The sequence below is a fragment of the Nocardioides sp. SLBN-35 genome (assembly GCF_006715725.1).
In the GTDB taxonomy this organism is placed as follows: domain Bacteria; phylum Actinomycetota; class Actinomycetes; order Propionibacteriales; family Nocardioidaceae; genus Nocardioides.
In genome coordinates this window covers 1,721,327-1,735,583 of sequence record NZ_VFNU01000001.1, presented here as the reverse complement: position 1 = coordinate 1,735,583, position 14,257 = coordinate 1,721,327, and the positions used below count along the sequence as shown (strand labels likewise).

Sequence of the window (14,257 nt, the reverse complement as noted above, 5' to 3'; positions counted from 1 at the left end):
CGCCTATCCCTGGGGGACGACCGCCGCCGGCGCGGCGGCCGGGCCGCAGCGCTGGTCGGCCGGCAGCTTCGCGACCTGCTCGGGCGTCATGGCGGCGGTGTTGCTGGCGCCCTTGGCCTCGCTGCTCACCGGCACCGAGAGCGGGTCCCCGCTGAACACACCGGTCGTCGCGTCGTAGGTCCCGAAGACGGGGTTGAAGCTGACGTCGTGGTCGTCGAGCCACTTCGTGATCAGCGCGATGCCCGCCTCGATGGCATCGTCGCCCCGGCCACCGGACTCGTCGGCACCGAGCTGGGCGACCGGGTCGGTGAGCCGCTGCTTGATCCAGGTCAGGAACTCGAAGGTGTCGTAGTTGTCGTCGTCGATCGTGCCGAGGGCACCCCACTCGTCGGTGACGGACGTCCGGTCGATCTGCTCGGCCGGCAGCGGCACCCCGTGCTCGGGTGCCAGGTCGTCGACGGCGACCGCCTGGGTCCAGCCGACGACGAACTGAGCCCGGACCAGCGCGACGGGCGCCGCTTGCGCCTGCGGGTTGGTCGCGGCCAGGGCGCAGTAGTCCTGGACCGCCTTGTCGACCTTGCTGAGCGAGAGCTGCTGGCCCTCGACCTCGGCGGCCACGCCGGGCTTCACGTCGTTGTCGCTGACGCCGCAGCCGGCGGCGAGCAGGGCGACCGCAGCGAGACTCACTGCGGCGGACCGGAACTTCGCCTGGATCGGACGCACACTCACTCCTTGGGGTCGATGACCGAGTCGATGACGAGCCGGGCCCATTCAAGCAGGGCGACCCCCTCGAGCGGCGTTCCCGTCCGTCCCGGGATGCCGGGGCGTGGTACCAGGATCGACTCGAGCTGGTGCTTGACGATCGACTTCGGGTAGAGCCGGTTGAGCCGGACCGTGCGCGACTCGGGGAGCACGACCGGGTGGAATCGCACGTTCTTGCCGACCGTGGTGACCTCCTTGACCCCTGCCTGGCGCACCCGGGCGCGGAAGCGGGCGACCAGGAGCAGGGCGGTGACCTGCTCGGGCGGCTCGCCGTACCGGTCCTGGAGCTCGCCGATGATCTCGTCGACGTCGGCGTCGGTGCGGACCTCGGCCAGGCGCTTGTAGATCTCGAGCCGGAGCCGCTCGCTGGGGATGTAGTCGTGGGGCAGGTGCGCCTCGACGGGCAGCTCGATGCGGACCTCCTCGAGCTGCTCCGGCGCGCCTGGGTCGGACCGGAAGTCGCGCACCGCCTCGCCGACCAGCCGGACGTAGAGGTCGAAGCCGACGTCGGCGATGTGGCCGGACTGCTCGCCGCCGAGCAGGTTGCCGGCGCCGCGGATCTCGAGGTCCTTCATCGCGATCGCCATCCCGCCGCCGAGGTCGGAGTGCTGCGCCAGGGTCGCGAGCCGCTCGTGGGCGGTCTCGGTGAGCGGCTTCTCGGTCGGGTAGAGGAAGTAGGCGTACGCGCGCTCGCGCGAGCGGCCGACGCGACCGCGCAGCTGGTGGAGCTGCGAGAGGCCGAGCGTGTCGGAGCGCTCGATGATCATGGTGTTGGCGTTGGAGACGTCGATGCCGGACTCGACGATCGTCGTGCAGACGAGGACGTCGAAGTTCTTCTCCCAGAAGTCGACCATCACCTGCTCGAGCTGGTGCTCGCCCATCTGGCCGTGGGCCGTCGCGACCCGGGCCTCGGGCACCAGCTCGCGGATCTTGGCTGCAGCCTTCTCGATCGAGCTCACCCGGTTGTGGATGTAGAACACCTGACCGTCGCGCAGCAGCTCGCGTCGTACGGCGGCCACCACCTGGCGGTCCTCATAGCCGCCGACGTACGTCAGCACCGGGTGGCGCTCCTCGGGCGGCGTGGTGATCGTCGACATCTCGCGGATGCCGGTGATCGCCATCTCCAGGGTGCGCGGGATCGGGGTGGCGGACATGGAGAGGACGTCGACGGAGGTGCGCAGCCGCTTCATCGCCTCCTTGTGCTCGACGCCGAAGCGCTGCTCCTCGTCGACGATGATCAGGCCGAGGTCCTTGAACCTCGTGTCGGCGTTGAAGAGCCGGTGGGTGCCGACCACGACGTCGACGGTGCCGTCGGCGAGGCCGGCGATCGTCTCGGCGGCCTCCTTGTCGGTCTGGAACCGGCTCAGCGGCTTGAGGTTGATCGGGAACCCGCTCATGCGCTCGGAGAACGTCGCGAGGTGCTGGTTGACGAGCAACGTCGTCGGCACCAGGACGGCGACCTGCTTGCCGTCCTGGACCGCCTTGAAGGCCGCGCGCACGGCGATCTCGGTCTTGCCGTAGCCGACGTCGCCGCAGATCAGCCGGTCCATCGGGACCGTGCGCTCCATGTCGGCCTTGACCTCGTCGACCGTGGTCAGCTGGTCGGGGGTCTCGTGGAACGGGAAGGCGTCCTCGAGCTCGCGCTGCCAGGGGGTGTCGGGGCCGAAGGCGTGGCCCTGGGTGGCCTGGCGGGCGGCGTACAGCTTGATCAGCTCGGCCGCGATCTCGCGGACCGCCTTGCGCGCCTTGTTCTTGCGCTTGGTCCAGTCGCCGCCGCCGAGCCGGTCGAGGCTGGGCTGCTCTCCGCCGACGTAGCGGGTGACCTGGTCGAGGGTGTCGGCCGGCACGAACAGTCGGTCGGGCGGGCCGCCGCGCTTGGAGGGGCCGTACTCGAGGACGAGGTACTCGCGCACCGCGCCCTGCACCTCGCGCTGCTTCATCTCGACGAAGCGACCCACGCCGTGCTGCTCGTGGACGACGTAGTCGCCGGCCTTGAGCTCGAGCGGGTCGATCTGCCGCTTGCGGCGCACGGGCATCGCGCCCTTGTCGCGCACCGACGCCTTGGTGCCGACGATGTCCTCGCCGGTGAGGACGACCAGGCCGCGGCCGGTGTCGACCAGGCCGTGGCCGAGGTTGCCGCAGGTGATGGTGACGACGGCCGGGTCGAGCTGGTGGCCGGCCGGGATCTCCTCGACCAGGCGGGCCGGGACGTCCTGCTCCCCCAGCGCCTCGACCATGCGCTGCGCGGGCCCGTGGCCGACATGGACGACCGCGACCGCCTGGCCCTCGCCGCGCCAGCGGGCGATGTCGGCGAAGGCCTTCGCCACGTCCCCGCGGTACGACGGCGCCGGCTGAGCGCTGCTGGGCACCTCCTCGTCGAGGCCGAACGGGCTGAACGTCCACCACGACTGCCCGCGCTCGCGAGCATGCGCCCGGACGTCGGCGAGCGACTGGTACGACGCCGCCTGCAGGTCGATCGGCGCCTGCCCGCCGCTGGCGGCGGTGGCCCAGGACGCGGCGAGGAACTCCTCGCTGGTCGCGACCAGGTCGTGCGCGCGGGCGCGGGCCCGCTCGGGGTCGAGGACCAGGATCCGGGTGTCCTCGGGCATCAGGTCGACGAGCAGCTCGAGCTCGTCGACGAGCGCCGGGATCAGCGCCTCCATGCCCTCCACGGCGATGCCCTGGGCGAGCTTGTCGGTGATCTCGAGGAGCTGCGGGTGGGACTGCCCGAGCTCGGCGGCACGGGCCCGGACCTCGTCGGTCAGCAGCAGCTCGCGGCACGGCGGCGCCCACAGCCGGTCGACCTTGGTGATCGTGCGCTGGTCGGCGACCGCGAACGAGCGGATCTCGTCGACCTCGTCGCCGAAGAACTCCACGCGCAGCGGGTGCTCCTCGGTCGGCGGGAAGACGTCGACGATGCCGCCGCGGACCGCGAACTCGCCGCGCTTCTCGACCAGGTCGACGCGGGAGTACGCCGCACCGACCAGCCCGGCCACGACGTCGTCGATCTCCGCGGTCGAGCCGACGCTCAGCTCGACCGGCACCAGGTCGCCGAGCCCCTTGACCTGCGGCTGCAGCACGCTGCGGACCGGAGCCACGACGACCTGGACCGGCCCGGTCGCGGGGTCGGTGCCGGGGTGGCACAGGCGGCGCAGCACCGCGAGGCGGCGCCCGACGGTGTCGCTGCGCGGGCTGAGCCGCTCGTGGGGCAGCGTCTCCCAGCTCGGGTAGTAGGCCACGCCCGCCGGGTCGATCAGGTCGCCCAGCTCGGCGACCAGCTGCTCGGCCTCGCGGGTGGTGGCGGTGACCACGAGCACCGGCCGACCGGCCCGGACCAGGCCGGCGGCCAGGAAGGGCCGCAGCGCCTCCGGACCGGTCAGCTCACCGGTCGGCTGGGCACCGCTCGTGGCGCCGGCCAGCGCGGCGGACAGGGTCGGGTCGGCGAGGACGGCGTCGGCGAGGCCGGCGAGACTCACGGGGCACACCTTTGGTCGAGGAACACGACGATCGCCCCCGGTCCACGTGCGACCGGGGGTGCGGGCACCAGCCTACGACCCGCCGCCGACAGCCCGTCGGGTCAGCCGAACCGCCCGTTGACGTAGTCGTAGGTCCGCGAGTCCTGCGGGCTCTGGAACATCGCCTCGGTGGCGCCGTGCTCGACGATCACGCCGGGCTGGCCCTGCGAGGCGAGGAAGAACGCGCACTGGTCGGAGACGCGCGCGGCCTGCTGCATGTTGTGGGTGACGATCACGATCGTCACCTCGCGGGCGAGGTCGAGCATCGTCTCCTCGATCACCCGGGTGGAGGTCGGGTCGAGGGCCGAGCAGGGCTCGTCCATGAGCAGCACCCGCGGCCGGATCGCCAGCGAGCGGGCGATGCACAGGCGCTGCTGCTGGCCGCCGGACAGTCCGCCGCCCGGCGCGTCGAGACGGTCCTTGACCTCGTTCCACAGCCCGCCCTTGACCAGGCAGGACTCGACGAGGTCGTCCTTGTCGGCCCTCTTCATCCGGGTGCCGGTGAGCTTGAGGCCGGCCAGCACGTTCTCCCGGATCGACATCGCCGGGAACGGGTTCGGCTTCTGGAACACCATGCCGATCGCGCGGCGGGCGTCGATGAGCCGCTTGCCGGGGTCGTAGATGTCCTCGCCGTCGAGCAGCACCTCACCGGCCAGCTGGGCCGAGGGGACCAGCTCGTGCATCCGGTTGAGGATGCGCAGGAAGGTCGACTTGCCACAGCCGGACGGGCCGATCAGGGCGGTGATCCGGCCCGGATCCATCGTGAGCGAGACCCGGTCGAGGACCTTGTGGTCACCGAACCACGCCGTGATCTCCCGGGCCTCGAGCGCGGCCAGGCCCGTCGGTACGGCGGCGTCGACCGGCGTGGCGGGATCGAGGCGGGGTACGTCGGCACGGACCTCGGGGATGACGGTCGTGTCGTCGGCGTTGGGGTACATCGGCTCTCTTCTCATCGGTCGGTGCCGGGCGGCCACGAGGGCCGCCCGGCACCTGTGCTGCGGGTGCTGCGGGTGCTGCGGGGTGGTGCGCGTGCTGGGTCAGGACGCGGCGGCGACCGCGGCGGTGGCCGCCTTGACCGCCTTCTTGGCCTTCTTCAGCTTCTTCTTGAGCTTGGCCTTCTTGGCGCCCGTGGCCGACTTGGCCTGCTTCTTGAGCTTGACCACCTTGGCCTTCGCGGCGTCGAGCTGGGCCTGTGCGGCGACGAGCGCGGCGGACGGGCCGGCGACCGGCGGCGCGTAGCTGACGGTGACCGTGGCCTCTGAGACCTGGAAGCGGGCCTGGCTCGGGTTGTAGACGGCCTTGTAGGTGTGGGCGCCCACGCTCGGCGCCGGTACGACGAACCGGGCCTCGCCGCCGACGATCGGCACGTTGGCCTTGAGGACGGTGTCGCCCTCCTTGAAGGTCACGGTGCCGAGCGGGGTCGACGAGCCGCCGACCTTGGCGACGAGGCTGACGCCCGCGCCGGTGCTGGTCCCAGTCAGCGTGGTGCTGGTCGCGACCGGCTCGTTGGTGGTGAAGTCGCTGGTCGTGTCGGCGGCGGTGCCGCAGACGCCGCCGTTGGCCGGCGTGGCGAGCTGGGTCAGGCCACCCGCGGCGATCGCGTCCCTGGCGGCCGAGGAGCACAGGAAGCCGCTCTCACCGAAGAAGGCCTGGACCGAGGCGTTGTTGATGTCGGTGGCACGCACCACGTTGTAGACCGCGCGCTTGAAGGCGAGCTCGCCCTCGAGCAGGCGCACGGTGTTGCCGGGGATCAGCCCGGCGCGGCCCTTGGAGATCGGGACGATCACGTCGGGGTCGTTCTTGACCGGCGCGTCGGAGTGCTCCTGGACGCTGGCCTCGCCGGCGTCCTTGACGTCGTTGCCGTTGGTGTCGACGTAGTCCTTGACGCAGGAGCCGTAGTTGGCGACGCCGAGCTGGGCCTTGAAAAACTTCTCGGTGCCCGAGCCGCTCTGCGGGACCAGCGGCTTGATGACGCCCGCGGTGCCGCCGACCTGGTTCCAGTTGGTGGTCGTGCAGCTGTAGATGGCGATGAGCTGCGCCTTGGTCAGCGACGCCGGCGCGTGCGACGCGGTGCTGTTGGAGACCGCGGCGACGACGGTGTCGACCGCGAAGGGAATGCCCTCGAGGTCGGCACCCTCGGCCTCCTTGCCCGTGCCGCCGACGCGGTCGGAGGAGCGGGCGAAGTCGACCTCGCTGTACTGGGCGGCGTTGCGCAGCGCCGCCTTGCCGGCACTGGAGCCGTTCGGCCGGGGCTGAGCGAGGTTGGGCGCGGGCAGGTTGACGTCGCCGCCACCCAGCGCGCTGAACGTGGCGACGTCGAAGCCGTGGCTGCCGGCGTTCCAGAGCAGCGCGGCGTTGTGCAGCGCGAGCATGGTGGTGTCGGAGCCGACGCCGATCAGGTCGGCCGACACGGGAGCGGCCTTGCTGTCCTCGGGCTGCGGAACGTACTCGGCGTGGGCCGGAGAGGCGATCAGCGTCACCGCCGACGTGGCCACCGCGGCCGCGAAGGCGGCCGTGAGGGTCTTGCGTACGGACATTGCGTTGTTCGACTTTCTGTGAGTGGTCTGCGGCTACTGGTGCAGCCACAGCGAGGACACCGCCCGACGGCGGCGATCAGGTCAGGTTGGGCAGGAGCCGCATCACTCCGTCGGTCGTCACCCATGCCAGGGCGATCGCGAGGGGGGTCGCAACCACCCACACGTGCACCAGCGACCATCTCTGACGGGCGGCGATGACCCCGAGCGTCAACGCCAGGAGCAGCGCGAGATCGAGGGCCAGCAGGGGCAGCACCCCTGTGTCGGTGCCCATCGGCTTCTCCGGTTCGGGGACCGTCGGCGGCAGGCCGGACGGTGCGGGGAACGCCGAGTCCGCCTCGGCGTCGACGTAGAGGGCCTCGCCCGGCGCGATCGCGCGCAGCCGGCCGTGGCCCTCGGCGGTGACCAGCGTGAGTCGCGCCCGGCCGGCCGCGAGCGGCTGGGGCAGCGGGTCTCCGCTGCGGCGCACGGCCCTGACCGTGAACGCCACCCGGCCCTGGGCGACGGTCACCTCGATCCGGTCGCCGGGCTCGAGCCGGTCGAGGTCGCGGAACGGGCTGCCGTACGTCGCGGCGCGGCCGAACACCACGGAGGCGCCGGCCTGGCCGGGCAGCACGGTGTTGCGCAGGTGGCCGGGCCCGGCGAGGAGGTCACCGGACGCGGTGCCCTCGACGACGACCTGCTGCAGGCCCAGCCGCGGGACCTGGATCAGCGCGACCGGTGCGCCCGGCTCGGTGACCGGCCCCACGCTCGCGGTCGCGGCGGCGACCTCGGCCCGGAACTCGTCGTACAGCAGTGACTGGCTGCGCTCCTGGGCGACCCCGCCGAGGACGAGCAGCTGCAGCGCCATCCACAGCGTGACGAGTGCGGCCATCGTGGCCGAGGTACTGACGACCGTGCTGGCGGTCTCGGCCCGGCTGGGCGGCCCGTCCTGCCGGGACGGGCGCGGGGCGCGCCGCTGCGGGCGGCGCCGGGGGCGCGCCCCGCTCTCCCGCGGCACGGTCTGCTCGCTCGCCGCGACCGGCGACTCCTCCAGCGTCGTCATCGACGGCTCCGGACCTGGACGACCCGCGACACGGCGCTGACGACCGTGAACACCAGGCCCAGCAGGAGCAGCACCGGCAGCAGCCGGCCACTCCACTCGGAGGACACCGCGTGGGTCGGGGGCATGGTGACGGCGCCGGGGGCCGCCGCTGCCGGACCTGCGGCGGGCGCGGCCGCGACGGGCTCCCCGGCGGGCGCGGCGGCCGCCGTCCCCGGGTTCACGGTCGCGGGGCCGGCCTCGGCCGGCGCCGCGGCCGGCACCTTCTGCCTCTCGATCGCCCGGGCTACGCGCTGGGCCCGCGTGTAGAGCGCGCGGGTGGCGCCGGTGTCGCGGATCGGCACGAAGCCGCCCGGCAGCTCGCCGTTGCCGCTCCCGGCCCGCTGGCCCTCCGTCGTGGCGATCCGGATGAACTGCGCGACCTTGCCGGCGTCCTCCGGGGTGAGGTTCCGCAGCCGGGCCGCGGTGTAGACGACCATCGTGCCCGGGTAGGCGTTGCCCGCCTTGCGCAGCTTCGCCATGTCCATCTCGAACGGGCCGCGCCTGCCCTCGGGCCTGGCGAGCTTGACCGCTGCCGTCAACGAGTCGACCGACGGTATGACATACCGGCCCGGCCGGGTCTCCAGGCCCGCGGTGCGCAGGCCGTAGCGCTGGGCGTCACCGAGGCTGACGATGCCGAGCATGAAGCGGTCGCCGTAGTGCTGCCGCTCGGTCCGCCCGAGCTTGTAGATCGGCGGCGTGACGCTGAGGTCGGTGTCGCAGCGGGTCTGCACGTTCGGCCACGCGTCCAGCAGCGCCTCGGCGATCTTGCGCATCGTCGAGACCGGGGCGGCGAGGTCGTTGAAGTACGTCGACGGGTTGTTCGCCTTGCAGTCGGTGCCGCCCTTGGGGACGTAGCCGTCGAGCAGCGGCCACTCGTCGCGGGGCAGCTTGATCTTGCGGTACGACGGGTTGACCCGCATGCCCCACGGGTCCGGCTTGCCCCTGACGAAGTCCGTCGCCGCCTTGTCACTGGCGATGTAGTCGGTGAGCCGGCGGATGACGTCGGAGGAGTTGGACAGCGACAGCAGCGCGGCTCCGGCCTCCTGGGCCTCCTGCGACAGGCCGGGGTTGAGCGCGACGAACTCCGGGTCCTTCATGATCGCCCAGGGGTTGTGCTCCATCCCCGGGTGCCCCGCTCCGAAGCTCGATCCCGTGTAGGACTGGGTGAGCAGCTTGGCGAGCAGCCGGGCGTTGAGCCGGAGGTCGGCGTACTCACCCGCGTTGCCGGGCCGGTCGATGATGTAGCCGATGCCGAAGCCGGTGAGGGCCGTCGGCGCGTAGCCGACGGGATCGCCCTCCGTCTCGTACTCGGAGGAGACCAGTGCTGCCGCGCCGCCGCCCGAGGACATCAGCGAGAACCCCGCCTGGTCGGGCATCTGGTTGTGCTGGAACTTGAACCGCGACTTGTTCAGGCAGTACGCCGGAGCCCACTGCAGGGCGGCCTGCGCGAGCAGCTCGGAGCCGTAGAAGCCGGTCGGTGCCCGCGGGTCGAGGATGTCGCAGGTGTCCGGCGGGTCACCGAAGGTCACCGGGATCACGAAGCGGTTGCGCCAGTTGGACTGGGCCCACCACAGCATCGGCGAGACCGCCTGGTCGACGCCGACGTTGGTGACGTTGCTGGAGCCGGGAGCGAACTGGCCGGTGCGCCGGCAGGACTTCTCGACGACGCTCAGGTCGCGCTCGTCGGCGGTGGAGCCGGCCTCGCAGCTGATCCCGACGATCGGGATGACGACGATCGAGCAGGCCACCGACTTGCTGCAGCCGAGGGACTCGTTCTCGACGTCGGTGCGCACCTCGAACTGGACCGAGCCCTTGCCGTCGGCGTCGGTGTACGCCGCGATCTCGTTGGCGGGCAGTGCCGCGTCCGCCGCCGCCTCGGGCGGCATCGTCTTGGCGTCGCACGCCGCGAAGACCTGCCCCTTGGCGCTCACGAACGGCACCAGCCGCGTGTAGAGCAGGCCGGTGCGGTCGATGGTCGGGCACGCGTCGGCACCCGGGACGTCGCCCTTGCTGCTGGTCACCTTCTCGGTGTCAGACGCGAGGGCGTAGAGGTCCTCGGTCCAGGTCGCGTCGCTGGCCGACTTCGAGACCTGCGAGCGCTGGCCGAAGGACGAGGTCCAGCAGGTCTCCGGCCTCACCTCGGCGCCGGTCCCCCGGCACTGCAGGACGACGACCGGGTACTCCTGGTTCATGCCGCCCGGGCCGAAGGGGTCGTTGGCCCGCCCGCCACTGGGCTGGGCACCGCTCCAGGTGATGCCCACCCGCTCCCGCCCGCGCAGGTTGCGCGTGTGGTCGGCGCTGACGGTGACCTGCCAGGGCTTGCCGGTGTTCGGGTCGGAGATCTCGGTCGACGAGCCGTCCGCGGCGACGAGCTCGCGCTCCATCGCTTGAGTGCTGCTCCATGCGTCACCGGCGCCGGCCGCGCGCGGCGTCACGGGCTGGGGCCGGTCGGCGGCGGCCGGGGCGGTGACGCCCGTCGCGGCGCTGGCGGCGACGACGAGCCCGACGAGGGCGAGCCGGGGGCTGCGCCGCCTCATCGCGACGTCCCCCCGGCGGCCAGCCGGCGCCGGAACATCGCGGCCAGCAGGCCGGGCAGCAGCACCAGGGCGAGCAGCTCCAGCACCACGACCCAGCCGAAGGGCCGGCGGTCACCGGCCCGCTCGGCTGACAGCGTGTCGGGCGAGGCCGTCACGGGCTGGCTGGTGGCGGCCACCGGTGTGGTGCCGTCGGTGGCGACCGGTACCTCCTGGCCGGTGACCGGATCGACGGCTGCCGGCGGTGCGGCGCCGGCGGCGGGCGCCGTACCTCCCGCGGCCGCGGCCTGCTCGTCGGTGGCGGGCTTGCCGGTGCCGGTGTCGTAGCCGCACGGACCGGCGCCGTCCTTGTCGCACTCCGGCGGCTTGGGCGCCTTCTCCGCCAGCAGGTTCTTGTCGAGGTTCTTGCCGTCGAAGGTGGGGTTGTTGCAGCTCTTGACGTCGCGGTCGGTCAGCTCGACGGCCGGGTCGGCCGCCTTCAGCTTCGCGATCTGGTCGAACCCGGCCTGGACCAGGTTGAGCGGCAGCGAGGAGTAGCCGTACGCGCCCGCCTTCGTCTGCCCGGTGCACAGCGAGTAGTACATGAAGTCGGCGAGGGTCTGCCGCTTGGCCGTCGACATCCGCTGGTCACCGGCACCGGTGGGCAGCAGCATGTACGAGTACGACGAGATCGGGTAGGACCGCGGGTCGTTGTGGGTGTAGACGCCGTCGAGGTTCTGCGTCAGGTACAGCGGTGACGTCGTGTCCATGTTGATCTTGGCCTGCGTCAGTGCCACCGCGGTGTTGAACTGTGTGGGCTCGACGTAGTAGCCGGCCGCGTTCCTCACCTTCACCACCGGGTAGTGGGCGTTGATCGCATAGGAGTACTCGACGTACCCGATCATCCCGTTGCCCGAGAAGCCCTTGATCGTGTTCATCACCTGGTCGGAGCCGGCCTGGCTGACCATCCGGCTGCCCGACTTCTTGGGGTAGTACGACGTCAGCCCGGCCCGGCCGAAGTAGGCCCGCCAGATGCTGGGGTACTGCTTGTCCATCCAGGTGGTGAACTGTGCCGTCGTACCGGATCCGTCGGAGCGGACCACGGGGATGATCGGCAGGGCCGGGAACTTGCGGCCGTTGTTGTCCTTGGCGATCGCCGGGTCGTTCCAGTTGGTGATCTGGTTGGTGAAGATCTTGGCCAGCGTCTCCCCCGACAGGCGCAGGTTCTTGACCTGCTCGTTGCCGATCTTGAGCTGGTAGGTGAAGGCGGTGCCACCGGCCACGATGGGCAGATAGGCGTACTGCCGGCCCTGGCTGGTGTCGGCCTGGCCCTGCTCGTCGGTGCCCTGGTACGGGATCTCGGAGATCGCGAAGTCGACGCTGTTGTTGGCGAAGTCCTTGCGGCCCTTGGTCGAGCCGCCGCCGGTGTAGACGACCTTCATGCCGTTGGCGTTCACGTCGGCGATCCACTGCTGGACGATGAGCTCCGACCAGGTCGAGCCGGTGCCCTCGATCTGGGCGTACGGCACGGCACCCCACGCCGCCAGGGGCAGGCTGATGCCGCAGATCATGGCGAGCAGGGTGGCCGCCAGGGCGCGTCCTCGGCGCTTCACGAGCTGGTCTCCTTCATGGCACGGGGCTTGATGGCACGGGGCCGGGTGGTCTTCCTCGCCCTCCTCGGGCGGGCCACGACCCGCGCGAGGACGAAGAGGAACAGCACGAGCGCGAGCAGGACGGTGGCGGCCGCGAAGGCGCGAGTGATCGCCTGCGGCTCGCCGCTGCGGACGGTCGTGTAGATGTAGAGCGGCAGCGAGTTCATGACGCCGTCGGTGGGTCCGACGACCATGAACGCGGCGGCGCCGGAGGTCAGCAGCACGGGCGAGGTCTCCCCCACCCCGCGGGCGACACCGAGGATGACGGCGGTCGCGAGGCCCGGCCGGGCCGTCGGCAGCACGACGTGCCACACGGTCCGCCACCGGCTGGCACCGAGGGCGAGCCCGGCCTCGCGCAGGTTGCCGGGCACGACGCGCAGCACCACGTCGGCGGCCCGGGCGACGATCGGCAGCATCATCACGGCGAGGGCGAGCGCGGCGGCCAACCCGGAGCGCGGCCAGCCCGCGACCACGATCACCGTCGTGTAGACGAACAGTCCGGCGACCACCGACGGCAGCGCCGTCATCGCCTCGACGATCGTGCGTACCAGGCCGGCGAACCGGCCCCCGACCTCGGTCATGAAGATCGCGGTGCCGATGCCGAGCGGCAGCACGATGACCAGCGCGATGCCGATCTCGATGACCGAGCCGACGGTCGCGTGGGCGATGCCTCCCATGTCGAAGGGGTCCTTGGGGCCGACGCCGGCCATGTCGTCGACGAAGAAGTTGGCGTGCAGCAGCGGCCGCCAGCCGCGCAGCACGATGAACGACAGCGTGCTCACCAGGGCCGCGCCGACGACCAGGGCACCGCCGGTGACGACGGACGCCACGAGCCGGTCGCGCACCTCGACCATCGACACGGTCAGTGCCGAGAGGACCGCGGTGACGGCAAGCCCGAGGACGAACCAGACGACGAGGAACCAGGCCGGCCCGGGGAGCGGCAGCAGTCGCTGGGTGACCAACCAGGCCATCCCCAGCGCCGAGGCCCAGGCGCCCCAGCGCACGAACCTCTCGTCGGCGGTGGGCCGGCCGAGGGAGGGGCGAGGTACGGCGGGAGCCGCGTCGTCGTCGTACTTGGGCAGGACGGTCGCACGCTGCGGCCGGACCGGCGAGGTCGTGGGAGCCGTGGTCATCTCAGGCCTCCGCCCCGGCGCCCGAGCGGCTCCGGCTGACCACGACGGCAGCGAGCGTGTTGACCGCGAGGGTGATGACGAACAGCACGAAGCCGGCCGCCAGGAGCGCGGAGAGCTGGCTGGCGCTGGCGTCGCCGAAGCGGCCCGCGATCAGCGCGCTGACGCTGTTGGTGCCGATCTCGAGCGGGCGGAGCTTGAGGTCGAACGACGGCGAGATGATGAGCAGGACCGCGATCGTCTCCCCGAGCGCCCGGCCGAGGGCGAGCATGGTGCCGCCGATGATGCCGCCGCGACCGAAGGGCAGCACGACGGTGCGGACCATGCCCCAGCGGGTCGCGCCGAGGGCGAGTGCGGCCTCCTTCTCCCCCGGCGGGGTCTGGCTGAACACCTGTCGCATCACGGCGCAGGCCATCGGCAGCACCATCATCGCCACGGCGATGCCGGCGCAGAACGCGCTCGCGGTGTAGCGGCTGGCGTCCCAGATGGCGGCGTCCGGGTCGGTGTCCTTGACGTCGAAGACCGGGATCCAGCCCAGGTGACGCTGCAGGAAGGTCGCGAACGCGGCGGCGTGCGGCATCACCAGGAAGAAGCCCCACAGGCCGTAGACGATCGACGGGATCGCGGCCATCAGGTCGACGAGGGAGACCAGGACGGAGCGGATCGACGCGGGCGCGTACTCCGAGATGTACAGCGCCGTGCTCAACGCCAGCGGGAACGCGATCACCATGGCGACCAGCGCGATCTGCACTGTGCCCGCCAGCACCGCGGCGATGCCGAGGACGTCGGCCTCGGGCAGCCAGTCGGACTCGGTGAAGAACCGCCACCCGTAGCGGTGCAGCGTGGGAAACGCCTGCCAGCCGAGAAACAGCCCGACCCCGCCCGTGATCACCAGCACCGAGGCGCCGATCGTCCGGGACACGTTGACGAACACCGCGTCGGCACCGGTGGCCTTGCGGGAGATCCGGCGCGGCTGCACGTCGGGCGCGCTCGGATCGACGAGGGGCAGGCTGGTCACAGTCGTCCTTGGTCGTGGCCACCCCGAGAAGGGCCGTCACGGCAGCGCG

General features: G+C 71.8%; 9 protein-coding genes. All 9 read right to left on the bottom strand.

Annotation, left to right across the window (positions count from 1 at the left end):
- Positions 1-3: 3 nt before the first annotated feature.
- Positions 4-723 (bottom strand): hypothetical protein, encoded by a 720-nt coding sequence (locus tag FBY23_RS08490; RefSeq protein ID WP_141797753.1) that lies wholly within the window; start codon positions 721-723, stop codon positions 4-6.
- A 2-nt stretch (positions 724-725) separates the two neighbouring features.
- Positions 726-4,238, bottom strand: coding sequence for a transcription-repair coupling factor (gene mfd, locus FBY23_RS08485; protein ID WP_141797752.1), 3,513 nt, complete (start codon positions 4,236-4,238; stop codon positions 726-728).
- Between the two features lie 101 nt (positions 4,239-4,339).
- A complete protein-coding gene (locus FBY23_RS08480) occupies positions 4,340-5,215 on the bottom strand; it encodes a phosphate ABC transporter ATP-binding protein (RefSeq protein ID WP_141797751.1) in 876 nt (291 codons plus the stop codon).
- 99 nt (positions 5,216-5,314) lie between these two features.
- Positions 5,315-6,814: a substrate-binding domain-containing protein gene (locus tag FBY23_RS08475; RefSeq protein WP_141797750.1), complete on the bottom strand. Its 1,500-nt coding sequence runs from the start codon at positions 6,812-6,814 to the stop codon at positions 5,315-5,317.
- 76 nt (positions 6,815-6,890) lie between these two features.
- Positions 6,891-7,856, bottom strand: a complete 966-nt coding sequence (locus FBY23_RS08470) for a sortase (RefSeq protein WP_141797749.1) — start codon at positions 7,854-7,856, stop codon at positions 6,891-6,893.
- Positions 7,853-10,432 carry a hypothetical protein gene (locus FBY23_RS08465; protein ID WP_141797748.1) on the bottom strand — a complete coding sequence of 860 codons (2,580 nt, stop codon included), beginning with the start codon at positions 10,430-10,432 and terminating at the stop codon, positions 7,853-7,855. Before FBY23_RS08465 ends, FBY23_RS08470 begins: the two co-directional genes overlap by 4 nt.
- A complete protein-coding gene (locus tag FBY23_RS08460) occupies positions 10,429-12,021 on the bottom strand; it encodes a substrate-binding domain-containing protein (RefSeq protein WP_260805826.1) in 1,593 nt (530 codons plus the stop codon). The genes FBY23_RS08465 and FBY23_RS08460 overlap by 4 nt, the downstream gene beginning before the upstream one ends.
- Positions 12,018-13,193, bottom strand: a complete 1,176-nt coding sequence (gene pstA, locus FBY23_RS08455; RefSeq protein ID WP_141797747.1) for a phosphate ABC transporter permease PstA — start codon at positions 13,191-13,193, stop codon at positions 12,018-12,020. The genes FBY23_RS08460 and pstA overlap by 4 nt, the downstream gene beginning before the upstream one ends.
- Before the next feature lies 1 nt (position 13,194).
- Positions 13,195-14,208, bottom strand: coding sequence for a phosphate ABC transporter permease subunit PstC (pstC, locus tag FBY23_RS08450; protein WP_141797746.1), 1,014 nt, complete (start codon positions 14,206-14,208; stop codon positions 13,195-13,197).
- Positions 14,209-14,257: the final 49 nt, after the last annotated feature.

Coding starts and splice junctions, on each gene's coding strand:
- FBY23_RS08470 (WP_141797749.1), bottom strand. CDS start 7,856: ATGACGACGCTGGAGGAGTCGCCGGTCGCGGCGAGCGAGCAGACCGTG.
- FBY23_RS08465 (WP_141797748.1), bottom strand. CDS start 10,432: ATGAGGCGGCGCAGCCCCCGGCTCGCCCTCGTCGGGCTCGTCGTCGCC.
- FBY23_RS08480 (WP_141797751.1), bottom strand. CDS start 5,215: ATGTACCCCAACGCCGACGACACGACCGTCATCCCCGAGGTCCGTGCC.
- pstA (WP_141797747.1), bottom strand. CDS start 13,193: ATGACCACGGCTCCCACGACCTCGCCGGTCCGGCCGCAGCGTGCGACC.
- FBY23_RS08475 (WP_141797750.1), bottom strand. CDS start 6,814: ATGTCCGTACGCAAGACCCTCACGGCCGCCTTCGCGGCCGCGGTGGCC.